This is a genomic window from Micromonospora sp. SCSIO 07396 (assembly GCF_053667945.1).
On the sequence record NZ_CM132210.1, the window covers coordinates 352,502 to 368,221 of the forward strand.

At 73.7% G+C, this 15,720-nt stretch carries 17 protein-coding genes; 7 read left to right on the forward strand and 10 right to left on the reverse strand.

From position 1 onward, the window contains the following. Window positions 1–13: 13 nt before the first annotated feature. Window positions 14–790, forward strand: coding sequence for a sirohydrochlorin chelatase (locus ACWCHM_RS01645; protein WP_239485182.1), 777 nt, complete (start codon window positions 14–16; stop codon window positions 788–790). A gap of 144 nt (window positions 791–934) precedes the next feature. Here the strand turns inward: ACWCHM_RS01645 and ACWCHM_RS01650 are convergent, their stop codons facing one another. Next, a complete protein-coding gene (locus ACWCHM_RS01650) occupies window positions 935–1,192 on the reverse strand; it encodes a WhiB family transcriptional regulator (protein ID WP_067311984.1) in 258 nt (85 codons plus the stop codon). Window positions 1,193–1,637: 445 nt separating this feature from the next. After that, a complete protein-coding gene (locus ACWCHM_RS01655) occupies window positions 1,638–2,588 on the reverse strand; it encodes a diacylglycerol/lipid kinase family protein (protein ID WP_204957927.1) in 951 nt (316 codons plus the stop codon). Between the two features lie 42 nt (window positions 2,589–2,630). On the opposite strand from ACWCHM_RS01655, the gene ACWCHM_RS01660 reads away from it, so the two are divergent. Beyond that, window positions 2,631–3,020 (forward strand): hypothetical protein, encoded by a 390-nt coding sequence (locus tag ACWCHM_RS01660; RefSeq protein ID WP_204957928.1) that lies wholly within the window; start codon window positions 2,631–2,633, stop codon window positions 3,018–3,020. Between the two features lie 36 nt (window positions 3,021–3,056). Here ACWCHM_RS01660 and ACWCHM_RS01665 read toward each other — a convergent pair whose 3' ends face one another. From ACWCHM_RS01665 to sodN, 3 genes are all read right to left on the reverse strand, one after another. Then, on the reverse strand, window positions 3,057–3,464 hold the full coding sequence (locus tag ACWCHM_RS01665; RefSeq protein WP_454221321.1) for an ATP-binding protein: 408 nt from the start codon (window positions 3,462–3,464) through the stop codon (window positions 3,057–3,059). After that, window positions 3,461–3,952, reverse strand: coding sequence for a GNAT family N-acetyltransferase (locus ACWCHM_RS01670; RefSeq protein ID WP_374759999.1), 492 nt, complete (start codon window positions 3,950–3,952; stop codon window positions 3,461–3,463). The genes ACWCHM_RS01665 and ACWCHM_RS01670 overlap by 4 nt, the downstream gene beginning before the upstream one ends. A 65-nt stretch (window positions 3,953–4,017) precedes the next feature. After that, window positions 4,018–4,422, reverse strand: coding sequence for a superoxide dismutase, Ni (gene sodN / locus ACWCHM_RS01675; RefSeq protein ID WP_088645999.1), 405 nt, complete (start codon window positions 4,420–4,422; stop codon window positions 4,018–4,020). 84 nt (window positions 4,423–4,506) lie between these two features. On the opposite strand from sodN, the gene ACWCHM_RS01680 reads away from it, so the two are divergent. The 3 genes from ACWCHM_RS01680 to ACWCHM_RS01690 all read left to right on the forward strand — a co-directional run bounded on the left by ACWCHM_RS01680 (window position 4,507) and on the right by ACWCHM_RS01690 (window position 7,210). Then, on the forward strand, window positions 4,507–4,857 hold the full coding sequence (locus tag ACWCHM_RS01680; RefSeq protein ID WP_372445956.1) for a S24/S26 family peptidase: 351 nt from the start codon (window positions 4,507–4,509) through the stop codon (window positions 4,855–4,857). Between the two features lie 147 nt (window positions 4,858–5,004). Beyond that, window positions 5,005–6,183: an NAD(P)-dependent malic enzyme gene (locus ACWCHM_RS01685; RefSeq protein WP_454221322.1), complete on the forward strand. Its 1,179-nt coding sequence runs from the start codon at window positions 5,005–5,007 to the stop codon at window positions 6,181–6,183. 64 nt (window positions 6,184–6,247) lie between these two features. Beyond that, window positions 6,248–7,210 (forward strand): zinc-binding dehydrogenase, encoded by a 963-nt coding sequence (locus ACWCHM_RS01690; protein ID WP_204957930.1) that lies wholly within the window; start codon window positions 6,248–6,250, stop codon window positions 7,208–7,210. Between the two features lie 8 nt (window positions 7,211–7,218). Here ACWCHM_RS01690 and ACWCHM_RS01695 read toward each other — a convergent pair whose 3' ends face one another. From ACWCHM_RS01695 to pta, 4 genes are all read right to left on the reverse strand, one after another. Next, entirely contained in the window at window positions 7,219–8,196 is a 978-nt protein-coding gene (locus ACWCHM_RS01695; RefSeq protein ID WP_454221323.1) for an alpha/beta hydrolase family protein, read from the reverse strand. Window positions 8,197–8,235: 39 nt separating this feature from the next. Continuing rightward, on the reverse strand, window positions 8,236–9,138 hold the full coding sequence (locus ACWCHM_RS01700; protein ID WP_421490176.1) for an alpha/beta hydrolase family protein: 903 nt from the start codon (window positions 9,136–9,138) through the stop codon (window positions 8,236–8,238). An 88-nt stretch (window positions 9,139–9,226) separates the two neighbouring features. Beyond that, entirely contained in the window at window positions 9,227–10,348 is a 1,122-nt protein-coding gene (locus ACWCHM_RS01705) for an acetate/propionate family kinase (protein WP_421490177.1), read from the reverse strand. Next, the gene (gene pta, locus ACWCHM_RS01710) at window positions 10,345–12,420 is read right to left on the reverse strand and encodes a phosphate acetyltransferase (RefSeq protein ID WP_204957934.1); all 2,076 of its coding nucleotides are present in this window, start codon (window positions 12,418–12,420) and stop codon (window positions 10,345–10,347) included. The genes ACWCHM_RS01705 and pta overlap by 4 nt, the downstream gene beginning before the upstream one ends. Before the next feature lie 249 nt (window positions 12,421–12,669). On the opposite strand from pta, the gene ACWCHM_RS01715 reads away from it, so the two are divergent. Both ACWCHM_RS01715 and ACWCHM_RS01720 read left to right on the forward strand, forming a co-directional pair. Then, on the forward strand, window positions 12,670–13,272 hold the full coding sequence (locus ACWCHM_RS01715) for a hypothetical protein (protein ID WP_454221324.1): 603 nt from the start codon (window positions 12,670–12,672) through the stop codon (window positions 13,270–13,272). Further along, a complete protein-coding gene (locus ACWCHM_RS01720) occupies window positions 13,265–15,475 on the forward strand; it encodes a bifunctional polysaccharide deacetylase/glycosyltransferase family 2 protein (protein WP_454221325.1) in 2,211 nt (736 codons plus the stop codon). Before ACWCHM_RS01715 ends, ACWCHM_RS01720 begins: the two co-directional genes overlap by 8 nt. 51 nt (window positions 15,476–15,526) lie before the next feature. Here ACWCHM_RS01720 and ACWCHM_RS01725 read toward each other — a convergent pair whose 3' ends face one another. Beyond that, a complete protein-coding gene (locus ACWCHM_RS01725; RefSeq protein ID WP_088645992.1) occupies window positions 15,527–15,706 on the reverse strand; it encodes a DUF6104 family protein in 180 nt (59 codons plus the stop codon). Window positions 15,707–15,720: the final 14 nt, after the last annotated feature.

Sequence of the window (15,720 nt, forward strand, 5' to 3'; positions counted from 1 at the left end):
CGCCGCCGCTGCGCTGCGCCCGGCCGGTGCGGCCCCGGCGCGGTCGGGGCGGGCCGACGCGGGCGTGCCGGTGGTGCTGGTGGCGCACGGCAGCCGCGACCCCCGGGCGGCGGCGGCGACCCGGGCGCTGGCCCGTGCCGTCGGTGCCGCCCGTCCCGGTACGCCGGTGCTGCCCAGTTGGCTCGACCACACCGATCCGGGGCCGACGGAGGTGCTGCGGGGGCTGGCCGCCGACGGTCACCGCACGGCGGTCGTGGTGCCCCTGCTGCTCACCGCCGCGTACCACCGGCGGGTGGACGTTCCGGCGGCGGTGGCGGCGGCCCGGCAGGCCGCTCCCGGGCTGACGGTACGGGTCACCGACGTGCTCGGGCCGGCCGACGGGACGGTGGACGCGGGTCTGCTGGCCGGGCTGGGTAGCCGGCTGGCGCAGGCGCGGCCGGGGCCGGTGGACGCGTTGGTGCTGGCGGCGGCGGGCACCCGGGACGCGCGGGCGCGGGGGTCGGTGGGGCGGGTCGCCGCCGCTCTCTCCGCCGGATTCGGGGTGCCCTGCACGGTGGCGTACGCGTCGGCGGCCCCGCCGACGACCGACGTGGCGGTGACCCGGCTGCGGGCGGCCGGTGCGCCACAGGTGGCGGTGGTGGCGTACTTCCTCGCCCCGGGGTTGTTCCACGACGCGGTGGTGGCGGCGGCGCAGCGGGCCGGGGCGGTGGCGGTCAGCGCCCCGTTGAACGACTCCCCGGATCTGGTGGATCTGGTGCTGCGTCGGGTCGACACGTCGGGTGACGGGTGACCGGGGTCACTCACAGCTTAACTACCCTCAGTAATTGTCTCGCCACAATACATTGACGAATTCTGATCACGCGGAGTGCGGACAGCAGAACGCCCCGGCGGGCGGACCCGGCCGGGGCGAACAGCGTGTGTGATCGATTTTTTTTCAGGCGGAGTGAGCGCGCAGCACCCGGAGACCGCCACGGCGCTTGACCGCGCGGCGCTCCTCTTCGCTCATCCCGCCCCAGACGCCGGCGTCCTGACCGGACTCCAGTGCCCACTGGAGGCACTGGTCGGTCACGGAGCAGCGCCGGCAGACGGCCTTGGCCTGCTCGACCTGCAGGACAGCAGGGCCGGACGTCCCGATCGGGAAGAACAGCTCCGGGTCCTCGTCGCGGCAGACGGCATTGTGACGCCAGTCCATGGCGGCAACACTCCTCATTCTGGATGGATGGCAGTTAACGCTGGTGCTTTTCTTATATCCGTCCGCGTTGCCGGTCGTCACGGTTCGCGTTCGACTATTCGGCAATGCGTGAGCAGACTCGTTTTTGGCGCCTGGTCCTGCTGGAACTGCTCAACCGGCCGAGCATATCCAGGCAATGTCCCGGTAACTCAAGTTCGCTTGTGAATACTTTCACGAACGAACGCGATGTCAAGGGGTGACGCTCGGAAAAACTCCGCTCGGTGAGCAAGCTCACGACCCTTTTGTCTGGTTTCCAGGGTTCCCTGCTACCCGGCGTACCACAGTCGAGGATCAATATAGTACAGTCCGCGTGACATTGCTGACATTTCCGGCACTCCTCCTCGGTGTGGCGGCCACCGCGCCGCGCGGTGTACCCGACCGCTCGACCTAGGGCGTTACCCGAGACCTAGCAGATTACTCTCAGTGCGCCGGAAACGGAGGAGAATCTGACTTTGTGTCGCTCGCCAAGGTAGTCCCCGTCCAGCTGGAAGGCCTGCGGGCGGGCCGAGACCAGCGTGAACTCCTCCAGATCGTGCAATCGGAGCACCTGCTTGCCACGCGGATCGGGGTCCCGGGACAGGAACTGGGTCACCGTCCGTGTCGTGCTGGCAACGCGGAGCTGACGCATCGCCAGCACGTCCAGCCCGAGATCGAACGACGCCTCCGGGTTCGGGTTGACCTCCCGGTCGCCGAGGTACGTCCACGGCGCGGTGTTCTGGATGATCACCGTGGCCAGCTCGCCCTCGGCCGGCTCGCCCGGCCGCTCCAGGCTGATCGCCGGATGCCGCCTGTCGGAGCCGAGGAAGTAGTGACTCAGGGTGGAACGGAAGTAGAGCGCGGGTGAGGAGACCCGCCCCCGCCGCCGGGCCTGCTCCACCCGGTGGATCACCGCCGCGTCCAACCCGAAGCCGGCGCAGAAGGTGAAGTAGCGGTCGTCGGCCCGGCCCAGCCCGATCGTGCGGGACCGGCCCAGCCGCAGCGCCTCCAGGATCATGCTGGTGCCGTCGGCCCACTCCCGGGGCAATCCGAGCGCGCGGGCGAAGACGTTCGTCGAGCCGCCCGGCACCGTGGCCAGCGCCGGCAGCCGCTCGGCCGGGGAGCCACCGGTGCGGATCGTCGGGGGATCGGCGGTCATCAGGCCGTTGACCACCTCGTTGACCGTGCCGTCGCCACCCAGGGTGACCACCAGGTCGACGCCCTCCTGGGCGGCCTCCCGGGCCAGGTCGGTGGCGTGACCCCGGCGTCGGGTGTACCGCACCGACAGGTCTACTTGGCTGCGCAACGCCCGGACCAGCACGTCCCGGCTGCGTTCGCTGGTGGTGGTGGCCTTCGGATTGACCACCAGGACGGCCCGCATGGCCGGCACTTTACGTGATGGGACGGGGGTATCGTGGCCCGCGTGACGATCGACTCCGCGCCGGTTCCCGACACCCTGCGCTGGGCGGTACGCCTGCTGCGGGGCGAGGCCGTCGCCCTGGCGCTGCTCGCCGGCTGGCTGGTCTGGGCCGACCTCACCGCGACCACGACCGACCTGGTCTCGGCACTCTTCGTGACCGGGTTCGCCATCGCGGGCGCGGTCGCGCTCTGGGCGTTGGGCGGGGCACTGGCCCGCCGCCGGGCCGGTGCCCGCGCCCCGGCGATGGTGCTGGAGCTGATGCTGCTGCCGGTCGGCTGGTTCATGATCTCCGGCGGGCTGGGCTGGCTCGGCGTGCCCCTGATGGCGCTCGGGGTGGGCGTCTGCGCGTTGCTGGTCAGCCCGCCGACCACCCGCGCGCTGGGCTTCGGCTGACCCACGCCCCGGCCGGGACGCGGTGACGCGCCCCGGTCAGTAGCCGGCGGAACGGCGGGTCAGCAGCGAGATGGTGGCCCGGCCCTGGGTCGACTCCGCCGCCGCCGCCGTGGTCAGCGCGGTGAGCACCTTCCAGGCGAACGAGGACTCCCCGGGCAGTGCCGCGCCGCGCACGGTCGGCACCGTCACCTCGACGGTCAGCGCGTCCTCGGTGACCGAGAACTGGCACTCCAACTCGGCGTCGCGGGTGGCGATGGCGAGCAGCATCGCGCACGCCTCGTCGACCGCGATGCGAAGGTCCTCGATCTCGTCGAGCGCGAACTGGAGACGGGCCGCGAGCCCCGCCGTCGCGGTGCGCAGCACGCCCAGGTAGCCGCCGTCGGCGGGCACGGTGAGGTGCACGACGTCGTCGTCGGTCGCTGGCTGGCCGGTCAGTTGAGTCACGCCTCATCCCCCCGGTCCGGGACTCTACCCGGCCCGGCGGACACCCGCGTGGCCGACGTCACCCCTTCGGCGGCGAGACCGTGCAGCGCCGCCCCGTCGAGCCGGTAGGGCACCCACTCGGTCATCGGCTCGGCCCCGATCGAGGCGTAGAACCGGGCGGCCGGATTCCAGTCGAGCATCCACCACTCCAGCCGCCGGTAGCCGCGTTCCACGCAGATCCCGGCGAGGGTGGCGAGCAGCGCCCGGCCGGTGCCGGTGCCCCGGTACGCGGGGCGGACGTACAGGTCCTCCAGGTAGATGCCGTGCACACCGGCCCAGGTGGAGAAGTTGAGGAACCACAGCGCGAAGCCGACCGGCTGGTCGTCGTCGTCCACCGCGACGTGCCCGAACAGCGCCGGGGCCGGCCCGAACAGGGCGGTGTCGAGCTGCGCCGGGGTCAGCCCGCACCGATCGGCGGCCTGCTCGTAGTCGGCCAACTCGTGCACCATGGCGACGACGGCCGGCACGTCTGCGGGACGTGCCGGCCGGATCGTCGGTGCCGTGACGGGCAGGCTCACGCCTGCTTGGTCTCCCAGAAGATCTTGGAGATCTCGTCGATCTTCTGGAGCAGCTCGTCGGCCTTGGCCGGGTCGGTCGCCCCCTTGGCGCCGGCCGCGCCGGCCGCCTTGGTGGCCTCGTTGAACAGCTGGTGCAGGTGCGGGTACTTCTCGAAGTGCGGCGGCTTGAAGTAGTCGGTCCAGAGCACCCACAGGTGGTGCTTGACCAGGTCGGCGCGCTGCTCCTTGATCAGGATCGCCCGGGTGCGGAACTCGGGGTCCGTGTTCGCCTGGTACTTCTCGCAGATCATTTTGACCGACTCGGCCTCGATCCGGGCCTGCGCCGGGTCGTACACGCCGCACGGCAGGTCACAGTGTGCGCTGGCGGTCACACGTGGCGAAAGGATGCGGGGAAGTCGCATCAGGTTCCTCCATGGGATGTTTGCGATGATCCGAGCCGACATTACTCCTGAGGACGTCCCCGGCAGGGGCGGAGGGGAAACCTTGTGACGGTCGGCGGCTCCGGTCCCATCCTTTGGTCGGGTGCCCCGTTCACCGCCGTCGGCGTGGCCGGGCCCTCGATGTCACCCACCCTGCGCCACGGCGACGCGCTGCTGGTCCGCCGGGGCGGCCGGCCGGTCCGCCCCGGCGACGTGGTGGTGGCGGTGTTCCGCAGCCGACCGGACCTGTTGGTGGTCAAGCGCGCCGTGCGCCCGCAGGACGGCGGGTGGTGGCTGCACGGCGACAACGCGCTGGTCACCGACGACTCCCGGACGTACGGGGTGGCCGACGTGCTGGGCCGGGTGGTGTTCCGCTACTGGCCCCGCCCCGGTCGGCTGGCCGCCGCACCGATATGACCCTCCTCACAACCCGGTACCGGTGGCCTGACTATGCTCGGGGGGTGCCCGGGTGACCCCCGTACCGCGTACCGCGTGTCGCCGCTCCGCCTCACCTCGCGCCCTCGCGCCGGCCGCTCCGTCTGCTCGACAGATCCTGGAGTCACCATGTCTGCGTCCACCGTGGATCCCGCCGATCCCGTCTTCCGACTGCACCTCGGCGGCAAGCTCGCCGTCGCCTCGACCGTCCCGCTGACCAGCCGCGAGGACCTCTCGCTCGCGTACACCCCGGGGGTGGCCCGGGTGTGCGAGGCGATCGCCGCCGACCCCGCCCTGGTCGACGACTACACCTGGGTGTCGCACACCGTCGCCGTGGTCACCGACGGCTCCGCCGTGCTCGGCCTCGGCAACATCGGCCCGCGCGCGGCGCTGCCGGTGATGGAGGGCAAGGCGGTGCTGTTCAAGCAGTTCGCCGGCGTCGACGCGGTGCCGGTCTGTCTGGACACCCAGGACGTCGACGAGATCGTGGCGACGGTCCGGGCCCTCGCCCCCTCGTTCGGCGGGATCAACCTGGAGGACATCAGCGCCCCACGCTGCTTCGAGGTGGAGCGGCGGCTCGACGAGGCGCTGCCCATCCCGGTCTTCCACGACGACCAGCACGGCACCGCGATCGTGGTGCTGGCCGCGCTGCGCAACGCGGCCAGCCTGCTGAACCGCAAGCTCGGCGACCTGCGGGTGACGGTCAGCGGGGCCGGCGCGGCCGGGGTCGCGGTCACCCACATGCTCGTCGCCGGGGGAGTGGACCCCGAACAGGTGGTGGTCTGCGACTCCAGGGGCGTCATCGGCCGGCACCGCGACGACCTGACCGAGACCAAGGCGCACCTCGCCGCGACCACCAACGCGCAGGGGCGGCGCGGTGACGTCACCGAGGCGCTGCGCGGCGCGGACGTGCTGATCGGCGTCTCCGGCGGGCGGATCCCCGAGGCGGCGGTCGCCGGGATGGCCCCGGGCGGCATCGTCTTCGCGCTGGCCAACCCCACCCCCGAGGTGGACCCGGAGGTCGCCGCCCGGCACGTGGCGGTGGTCGCCACCGGGCGCAGCGACTACCCCAACCAGATCAACAACGTGCTCGCCTTCCCCGGGGTGTTCCGGGGCGCGCTGGACGCCCGCGCCACCCGGATCACCGACGGGATGAAGGTGGCCGCCGCCGACGCGATCGCCGGGGTGGTCGACGGGGCGCTCACCCCGGACGCCATCGTGCCGTCCCCGCTCGACCCCCGGGTCGCCCCGGCGGTGGCCGAGGCGGTGGCCCAGGCGGCCCGGCACGACGGCGTCGCCCGCGCCTGAGCGGGTGGGAAGGGTCCGGGCCGGCCGGCCCGGACCCTTCTTGAACGATCGTTCCGCTGTTACGGTGCGGATCATGCGTGCCGCCTATGCCTCCCGGTTCGACGCCGACAACCCGCTCGCCGCGCTCGCCGTCGGCGACCGTCCCGAGCCCGCCCACCTCGACGACGACTGGGTGACGGTGCAGGTGCGGGCCAGCTCGCTCAACCACCACGACCTGTGGTCGCTGCGCGGGGTGGGGCTCGCCGACGGGCAACTGCCGATGATCCTCGGCTGCGACGCGGCCGGCACCGACCCGGACGGCAACGAGGTGGTCATCTACCCGGTGCTGCCCACCCCCGGCGACCCGCGCGGCGTCTCCATCCTCTCCGAGCACTACCAGGGCACCCTGGCCGAGCGGGTGGCCGTACCCCGGATGAACCTGCTGCCGCTGCCGACCGGCCTGTCGGCGACCGACGCGGCCTGCCTGCCGACCGCCTGGCTCACCGCCTGGCGGATGCTCACCACCCGGGGCCGGATCGCCGACGGCGAGGCGGTGCTGGTGCAGGGGGCCGGCGGCGGGGTCGCCACCGCCGCCGTCGCGCTCGGCCTGGCACTGGGCAAGCGGGTGTACGCCACCAGCCGCGACGCCGCCAAGCGGGACCGCATCGCCGCGCTGGGGGCGACCGCGCTGGAACCCGGTGCCCGGCTGCCGGAGCGGGTCGACGTGGTGATCGAGACGGTGGGCGCGGCCACCTTCGACCACTCGTTGAAGTCGGCCGCCCCGATGGCCCGGATCGTGGTCGCCGGCGCGACCTCGGGTCACCTGCCGCCGGTCAACCTGCGCCGGGTCTTCGCCATGCAGCTGGAGATCCTCGGCACCTCGATGGGCACCCCGGACGAGCTGACCGAGCTGCTCGCGTTCTGCGCCGAGCACGAGGTGCGCCCGGTGGTGGACAGCGTGGTCCCGTTCAGCCGGGTGGCCGACGCCTTCGCCCGGCTGCACTCCGGCGAGGTCTTCGGCAAGGTCGTGGTCGACCACACCGCCTGACCCGTGGCTCAGAGGCGGTCGTCGAGGGTGGCGACGTCGCCCCGGGTGGCCGAGGCGGGCAGCCGGTCCCGGGCCGCCGCGTCGCCGTAGAGCGTCCAGCGGAGGAACTCGATGGTGGTGTCGGCGACCACCCCCAGGGCGGTGTCGTCACCGAGCAGGACCCGGCCGTGGTCGCCCCGGGTCAGGCTGAGCATCGCCTTGGGCCACGGCACCGCGTCGTAGACGGCCTTGCCGGCGGCGTAGTCGACCACCTCGTCGGCCCGGCCGTGCACGAAGAGCTGCGGGGCGGCGGCCCCCGCGAAGGCGGTGCCCACGCCCAGCCCGGTCCCGGCGAGGACCACCCCGGCGCGCAGCCGCTCGTCCCGGCCGGTGGTGAACAGGCCGATGGTGGTCACCCCGCCGGCCGAGTGCCCGGCCGCGGCCACCCGGTCGGTGGCCAGCCGGCCGCGCAGCGGATCACCCGCCTTCGCGTCCAGCGCCAGCACCTTGTCCAGCACGTACGACACGTCGGCGGGCTGGTTGAGCACGTCCAGGACGCTGCCGTCGGTGCCCTTGCCGGTGTGCGGGAACATCGGCGCGGCCACCACGAAACCGGCCGCCGCCCAGCGGGTGGTCAGCGCCCGGTAGTCGGTGGGGCGCCCGTCGAGGCCGTGGCTGAACGCCACCACCGGGAAGCGTCCGGCCGCCACGGTGGCGTCGCGCTGCGCCGCCCCACCGGAGCTGCCCCGGGCCGGGTACCACAGGGTCACCGGCAGCGGGCGGTCGCCGCCCCGGTTCAGCGCGAGCTGCCGTACGCCTACCGCGAACGCCTGCGTCGGCGCGGTCCCGGCGGGCACGCGCGGTGCCGGCATGGCGGCCCCCGGCGTGCTCGCCTGCGGCGTCGGTGCCGGGGCGGCGGGGCGCTCGGGCGCAGCCGCCGAGCAGCCGACGAGGCCGGCGGTGAGCAGGGCGACGGTCAGCAGGGCCGGGACACGACGACGGAACATGAGAACGATTGTGCCCGCCCGTCGCGGTGGCCCGGGCGGCTACGGCCCGGCGGCGGCCAACCGGTCGTCGAGGGTGGTGACCCCGGGGCGGGTGGCGTCGGCACGCAGCCGGCGGCCGGCCTCCCGGTCGTCGTAGAGGGTCCAGCGGAGGAAGTCGGTGACGGTGGCGAACACCTGGTCGAAGCCCGGCCGGCCCGGGGTGAGGTATTCGCCGTGCCCCTGGCCGAGCACGCTGAGGAACGCCTTCGGACCGGACGCCCGCCGGTAGCCGGCCCGGCCGACGGTCAGCGGCACCACCGGGTCGGCGGTGCCGTGCACGAACAGCAGCGGGGCGGCCGGTCCGGCGAACGCGCCGGCCAACCCGCCTCCGGCGATGATCACGCCGGAGCGCAGCCGGGCCGGGTGCCCGGAGGTGAACATGCCGGCGGTGGTGAAGCCGCCCGCCGAGTGCCCGGTCGCCGCGAACCGGCCGACGTCCAGGTGCCCGGCGAGCGGGTCACCGGCGCGGGCGTCCAGGCGGACCAGGTGCCTGATCACCCGCCAGCCGTCGGCGGGCTGGTTGCGGACGTCGGCGCGGCTGAACCGGGCCGCCCGCCGGTTGGTGTGCGGGTAGGTCGGCGCGGCCACCACGAAACCGGCGGCGGCCCACCGGACGGCCAGCGCGGCGTGCAGCTCGGGAAGGCTGAACAGGCCGTGGCTGTGCAGCACCACCGGGAACCGGCCCGGGGCGACCCGGCCCCGCTCGGCCGGGTACCAGATCGTCACCGGCAGCGGGCGCGGCCCGGTCGGGTCGACGGTGAGCGTCCGCACCGCGACCGGCAGGGCCTGCGCCGGGGCGGGCCGGGCCGGCGTCGGTGGCGGTGCGTCGGTGGCGGCGGTGGCCGGGGCACAACCGGCGAGCAGCGCGGCCAGCACCACGGCGCACAGCCACCTCACCCCCATGAGTGCACGGTAGGTGGTCGGCGGCCCGGTCCGACCCGGCCGTCCGGACGACGCCGGCCGCCACCCCGGTCGGTGCGCCCTCCACCGCTCAGCGGGCGTCGGCCAGCACGGCCCGGGTCTGCCTGGCGATCTCCCGTTCCTCGTCGGTGCCGATCACGCAGACGCTGACCGCCGCACCGGCCGGGGAGATCACCCGGTCACCGGTGCCGGCGTTGCGCTCCGGGTCGACGGTGATGCCGAGCCGGTCCAGCCCGGCCAGGGCGGCGGCCCGCACCTCGGGGGAGTGCTCGCCCACCCCGGCGGTGAAGGTGATCGCATCCGCCCCGCCGAGCAGCGCGTGGTACGCCCCGACGTAGCCGGTGATCCGCCGGCAGTAGACGTCGAAGGCGAGGACGGCGGCGGGATCCCCGGCGGCCCGGCGGGACTGCACCTCCCGCATGTCGTTGGCCCCGGTCAGCCCGAGCAGGCCGCTGCGGTGGTTGAGCAGGTCGTCGATCTCGTCGACGCCCATCCCACCCTCCCGGCGCAGGTGGAAGATCACCGTCGGGTCGAGGTCCCCGCTGCGGGTGCCCATCACCAGCCCCTCCAGCGGCGACATCCCCATCGAGGTGGCCACGCTGCGTCCGCCGTCCACCGCGCAGGCGCTCGCCCCGTTGCCCAGGTGCAGGCTGATCGTGCGCAGCCGGTCGTACGGCCGGTCGAGCAGCTCCGCGGTGCGCCGCGACACGTACGCGTGCGAGGTGCCGTGGAAGCCGTACCGGCGGATGTCGTGCCGGCGGGCGGTGTCCAGGTCGATGGCGTACGTGGCGGCGGACTCGGGCAGGGTGTGGTGGAAGGCGGTGTCGAAGACCGCCACCTGGGCGACGTCCGGCAGCAGTTCCCGGGTGACCGCGATGCCGGCCAGGTTGGCCGGGTTGTGCAGCGGTGCCAGCGGCACCAGCTCCCCGATCGCGGCGACGACCGCGTCGTCGATCCGCACCGGCGCGCTGAACCGCCGGCCGCCGTGCACCACCCGGTGCCCCACCGCGGTCAGCCCGGTCAGGTCGAGCCGGCCGAGGACGTCCCGGACGGCGGTGGCGTGGTCGGGCGGGCCGCCACCCGGCTCGCCGACCCGCTCCACGGTGCCGGAGTCGACGCTCGACTCCCCGGCGTAGAGCCGGTACTTCACCGACGACGACCCGCAGTTGAGCACCAGCACCCGGTCGGTCACGACCCCTCCTCCGACGATCCGGCCGCCTGGATGGCGGTGATCGCCACCGTGTTGACGATGTCGGCGACCTTCGCACCCCGGGACAGGTCGTTGACCGGTCGGCGCAGGCCCTGCATCACCGGGCCGACGGCCACCGCCCCCGCCGACCGCTGCACCGCCTTGTACGTGTTGTTGCCGGTGTTGAGGTCCGGGAAGATGAACACGGTGGCCCGGCCGGCGACCGTGCTGCTCGGCAGCTTCGTCGCCGCGACCTGCGGGTCGATCGCCGCGTCGTACTGGATCGGCCCCTCGACCAGCAGGTCGGGCCGGCGCTCGCGGACCAGCCTGGTGGCGGCGGCGACCTTCTCCACGTCGGCGCCCGCGCCGGAGTCCCCGGTCGAGTAGGACAGCATCGCCACCCGGGGTTCGATGCCGAACCGGGCCGCCGTGTCGGCCGAGGAGATGGCGATGTCGGCGAGCTGGGCGGCGTCCGGGTCGGGGTTGACCGCGCAGTCGCCGTAGACCAGCACCCGGTCGGCGAGCAGCATGAAGAACACGCTCGACGCCACCGAGACGCCCGGCACGGTACGGATGATCTCGAAGGCGGGGCGGATGGTGGCGGCCGTGGTGTGGGTGGCCCCGGAGACCATCCCGTCGGCGTGTCCGGTGGCCACCATCATGGTGCCGAAGTAGTTGGGTTGGGCCACGATGTCGTGCGCCAGCTCGACGGTGACGCCCCGGTGGGCGCGCAGCTTCGCGTACCGGGTGGCGAACTCGTCCCGCCAGGCGCTGCCGGCCGGGTCGACCACCTCCGCGCCGCCCAGGTCGATGCCCAGCTCGCGGGTGCGGCGGGCCACCTCGTCGGGGCGGCCGAGCAGGGTCAGTTCGGCCACCCCCCGGCGGAGCAGGATCTCGGTGGCCCGCAGGATGCGCTCGTCGGTGCCCTCGGGCAGCACCAGCCGGCGGCGGTCGGCGCGGGCCCGGTCGATCAGGTCGTACTCGAACATCAGCGGGGTGACCCGCTCGGAGCGGCTGACCCGCAGCCGGCGGGCCAGGTCGACGGTGTCGACGTGGCCCTCGAACGCGCCGAGCGCGGCCTCCACCTTGCGCGGGTTGGCCGGGCCGGGCCGGCCCTCGATGTGGCTGGACGCCTCGACCGTGTCGTAGCTGTCGCTGGTCACCGAGAGCACGGCGAAGCCGGTGTTGAGCCGTTCGACCAGGCGCATCGCCCGGGGGTCGGGCTGTTCGCCGAGGGTGAGCACCACCCCGGCGAGCGAGACCTGCCCGGCGACGTGCGCGGTGGCCGCCGCGACCAGCAGGTCGGCCCGGTCACCCGGGGTGATCACCAGGGCCCCCTCGGTGAGGTGGTCGAGCAGGGTCGGCACGTGCGCCGCGCCGACCACGTAGTCGAGCACGTCCCGGCCGAGGGCGGCGTCGTCGCCGGCCAACAGGGTGGCGTCGAGCGCCGCCGCCACCTCGGCCACCGTCGGCGCGGACACGCTCGGCACCTCCGGGATGGCGTACGCGGGGACCGGCAGCTCGGGCAGGGTCAGCGCCCCGGTCACCCGGTTGGCGATCACCGCCAGCACCGTCGCGCCCAGGTCGGCCAGATCGTGGTAGGCCCCCCGCGCCGCCGCCGTGACCGCCTCCGGCTGCTGCCCGAAGCCGTCCACCACGGGCACCACCACGCTGCCGAACTCGGTGGCCAACCGGGCGTTGAACGCCAGTTCACGGGGCCCGGCGGTGTCCCCGCCGTCGGCGAAGTCGCTGCCCACCACGATCACCGCCGGGCAGCGCCGTTCCACCGCCCGGTAGCGCTCGACGATCCGGGAGATCAGCTCCTCGCGCCGGCCGTCGGCGACCAGGGCTGCGGCCTCGGCGTACGTCGCGCCGGTCAGGTCGGCCCCGGGCAGGTCGATCCGGTAGCGGTCGTGCAGCAGGGCGAGGATCGGGTCGGGGCCGGCGTCGGAGACCAGCGGCCGGAACACGCCGATCCGTTCGACCTGCCGGGAGAGGAGTTCCGCGAGGCCGAGGGCGATGGTCGACTTACCCCCGCCGGACCCCACGCTGGTCAGGTAGACGCTGCGGGCCACGGCACCACCCTAGGAGATCACGTCGCGTCCCGCCCGGGACCTTCGCCCTGAACCGTCGCCGGCAGGTGCCCGCCGGTGCGACCCGAGTCTCATTCGTGGGACGAGCTGGAAGCTGAGTGATCCTCGTGCCTAAACTCGCATCCCATGACTGGCGACCGCCTGAGCAGGAGAAATGCGCCTCCCGAGGGATCGAAGACCGTGGGCGCGCTCGGTGTTCGATCGGCTGCCGATCCACATTGTATCGATGGCGTGACGGTAGTCGATGGGCCGACCGTGGTGCTCGACCGCACCGCCGGCCCGACCGACGACCCCACCGCGTTGATCGCCGCCGTGCCCCCGCCCGTCCCCGTCTTCGTCGACCCCAGCGGCCGACGCCACTCCCGGCTGCGCTGGCTCGCGTACGCCCTGGGGGCGGTGGTCCTGATCTACTCCGGGCTGGTCGGGGTCAGCTTCGTCGGCGGCATCGCCCCGCACTCGGTGCTCCCCTTCGTCGACGAGGTCGCGCAGCCCGAGCGGTCCGCGCCGACCCGGACGGCCACCACCACCCCGGCCGCCCCCACCCCGACCACGGGCATCGTGGCACCGACCGCCGCCCCCCGGTCACCCCGGGGGAGCGGGCCGGCCGTCGCCCCGGTCACCCCGTCCGCCACCGGCGGCAGCGCCAGCCCCTCGCCGTCGCCGAGCGCCAGCCGGTCGCCGAGCCGCAGCCCGGCCACCGCCACGGCGTCGCCCCGGCCGACCCGGTCGACGCCGCCGGCCACGACGCCGAACCCGCCGACGCCCACCGACGAGCCGCCCGTCCTGCCCGATCCGCTCCCCGGCGACGCCGAGGGCGTCCGCGTCGATGGTTGAGCCGGCCGGCCCGACCACCCGCCGGCGTGTCCCCGGGCCGACCCGTCGCCGCGCACCCGGCCCGACCCGGCGGCGTCGGCCGGTGCCGCAGCCGAGCGGAATCCTGCTGGGCACGGTGCTCGCGCTGCTGGCCGGTGTGCTGCTGGTCGGCGCGTACGCCAACGCCTCCTTCGCCCCGGACCGCCGGGACAGCGTCGCCGGGCAGCGGGAGGTGCCCACCTCGGTGGTGACCGGCGGACCGATCATCAGCGCCAGCAGCGAGCTGGTCCGCTCCTACCGGCTGCCACCGCGCACCATCGCGCTGACCTTCGACGACGGCCCGGACCCGGTCTGGACCCGCGAGGTGCTCAAGGTCCTGGACGCCCACCAGGTCAAGGGCACGTTCTTCGTGCTCGGCTCGCAGGTCGCCCGGCACCCCGAGGTGGCCCGCGAGCTGACCGCCGGTGGACACCAGCTCGGCGTGCACACCTTCACCCACCCCGACCTCGCCGAGCTGCCGTCGTGGCGGCAACGCCTGGAGTACGCCCAGACCCAGCTCGCCGTGGCCGGTGCCACCGGGATGCGGACCTCGCTGGTGCGCTTCCCGTACTCGTCGCACCCGGGCGCGATCGACAACCGGGACTGGCCGGTGGTCACCGCCGCCGGTGACCTGGGCTACCTGACCTTCCTCAACGACACCGACAGCCAGGACTGGTCGCTGCCCGGAGTGGACCGGATCGTCGAGAACGCCGCCCCCGACGGGGACGCCGGTGCGGTCACCCTCTGGCACGACGCCGGCGGTGACCGGTCACAGACCGTCGCGGCCCTTGACCGGTTCATCCCGATGATGAAGGAACGGGGGTACCGGTTCGTCACCGCGACCGAGGGGCTGAACCTCGCCTTCGCCGCCGCCGGGGTCGACCACCGGATGGACGCCGACACCCCCGCCGGCACCGGGGAACGGTGGCGCGGCCGGATGCTGATCTGGGCGGTCCAGGGCGCCGACAGCACGCTCACCGTGTTCGGTGTGCTCTTCGTCGTCGTCGGCGTGCTCACCGTGGGTCGTACCCTGGTGTTGTTCGTGCTGGCCGGGCGGCACGCCCGACGGCGGCGGGCCAGGGACTGGAGCTGGGGCCCGCCGGTCACCGACCCGGTCTCGGTGATCGTCCCGGCGTACAACGAGAAGGAGGGGATCGCCGCGGCGGTCCGCTCGCTGGCCGGCGGCGACCATCCCGGCGGGATCGAGGTGATCGTCGTCGACGACGGCTCCACCGACGGCACCGCCGACATCGTCGACGCGCTCGGCCTGCCCAACGTGCGGGTGGTGCGCAAACCCAACGGCGGCAAGCCCAGCGCCCTGAACACCGGCCTGGCGCTGGCCCGGCACGACCTGATCGTGATGGTCGACGGGGACACCGTCTTCGAGCCCGACGCCGTCCGCCGGCTGGTGCAGCCTTTCGCCGACCCGCGGGTCGGCGCGGTGGCCGGCAACGTCAAGGTCGGCAACCGGCGCAGCCTGATCGCCAAGTGGCAGCACATCGAGTACGTCATCGGGTTCAACCTCGACCGGCGGCTCTACGAGACGCTGCGCTGCATGTCCACCGTGCCGGGCGCGATCGGCGGGTTCCGGCGGGAGGCGCTGCGCTACGCCGGGGGGATGACCGACGACACCCTGGCCGAGGACACCGACATCACCATCGCCCTGGGCCGGGCCGGCTGGAAGGTGGTCTACGAGGAGACCGCCCGCGCCTGGACGGAGGCCCCGGCGACCATGGGACAGCTCTGGAAACAGCGCTACCGGTGGAGCTACGGCACCATGCAGGCGATGTGGAAGCACCGGCGCTCGGTGCTCGACCGGGGCGCGTCCGGCCGGTTCACCAGGCGCTGCCTGTTCTTCCTCAGCCTCTTCGGGGTGCTGCTGCCGCTGCTCGCACCGGTGATCGACCTGCTGGCCCTGTACGGCCTGTTCTTCCTCGACCGCCGGGCCACGGCGGTCGCCTGGCTGGTCATGCTCGGCGTACAGACCCTCACCGCCGTGGTGGCGTTCCGGCTGGACCGGGAGAAGCTCGGCGTGCTGTGGGTGCTGCCCCTGCAACAGTTCGTCTACCGGCAGCTGATGTACCTGGTGATGGTGCAGGCGGTGGTCACCGCGTTGACCGGCGGCCGACTGGGCTGGCAGAAGCTGCGGCGTACCGGCCTGGAACCGGCGGTGCGCAACCGCTGACCGCCTCCGGGGTGCGGGGCGGCCGTGCGGGTACGCGTCCGCCGCCCCCGATCAGTCCTCGTCGAGGTCGTCGAGGCGGGCCAGCCAGGTGGCGAACCGCTCGACGGGCGTCTCGAACTCGGGGTTGAGGTCGACGAAGTCGCGCAGCCGCTCGCCCAGCCACTCCAGGGTGACCTGCTCGTCGCCGCGCCGCTGTACCAGTTCCTCGATGCCACGATCGGTGAAGTACACCGGGTTCCTCGTTC

Bases quoted from the DNA above. Each gene is read 5' to 3' on its own strand.
- ACWCHM_RS01650 (WP_067311984.1), bottom strand. From the start codon at position 1,192: ATGGACTGGCGTCACAATGCCGTCTGCCGCGACGAGGACCCGGAGCTG.
- ACWCHM_RS01655 (WP_204957927.1), bottom strand. From the start codon at position 2,588: ATGCGGGCCGTCCTGGTGGTCAATCCGAAGGCCACCACCACCAGCGAA.
- ACWCHM_RS01670 (WP_374759999.1), bottom strand. From the start codon at position 3,952: ATGGTGCACGAGTTGGCCGACTACGAGCAGGCCGCCGATCGGTGCGGG.
- sodN (WP_088645999.1), bottom strand. From the start codon at position 4,422: ATGCGACTTCCCCGCATCCTTTCGCCACGTGTGACCGCCAGCGCACAC.
- ACWCHM_RS01685 (WP_454221322.1), top strand. From the start codon at position 5,005: ATGTCTGCGTCCACCGTGGATCCCGCCGATCCCGTCTTCCGACTGCAC.
- ACWCHM_RS01695 (WP_454221323.1), bottom strand. From the start codon at position 8,196: ATGTTCCGTCGTCGTGTCCCGGCCCTGCTGACCGTCGCCCTGCTCACC.
- ACWCHM_RS01700 (WP_421490176.1), bottom strand. From the start codon at position 9,138: ATGGGGGTGAGGTGGCTGTGCGCCGTGGTGCTGGCCGCGCTGCTCGCC.
- ACWCHM_RS01720 (WP_454221325.1), top strand. From the start codon at position 13,265: ATGGTTGAGCCGGCCGGCCCGACCACCCGCCGGCGTGTCCCCGGGCCG.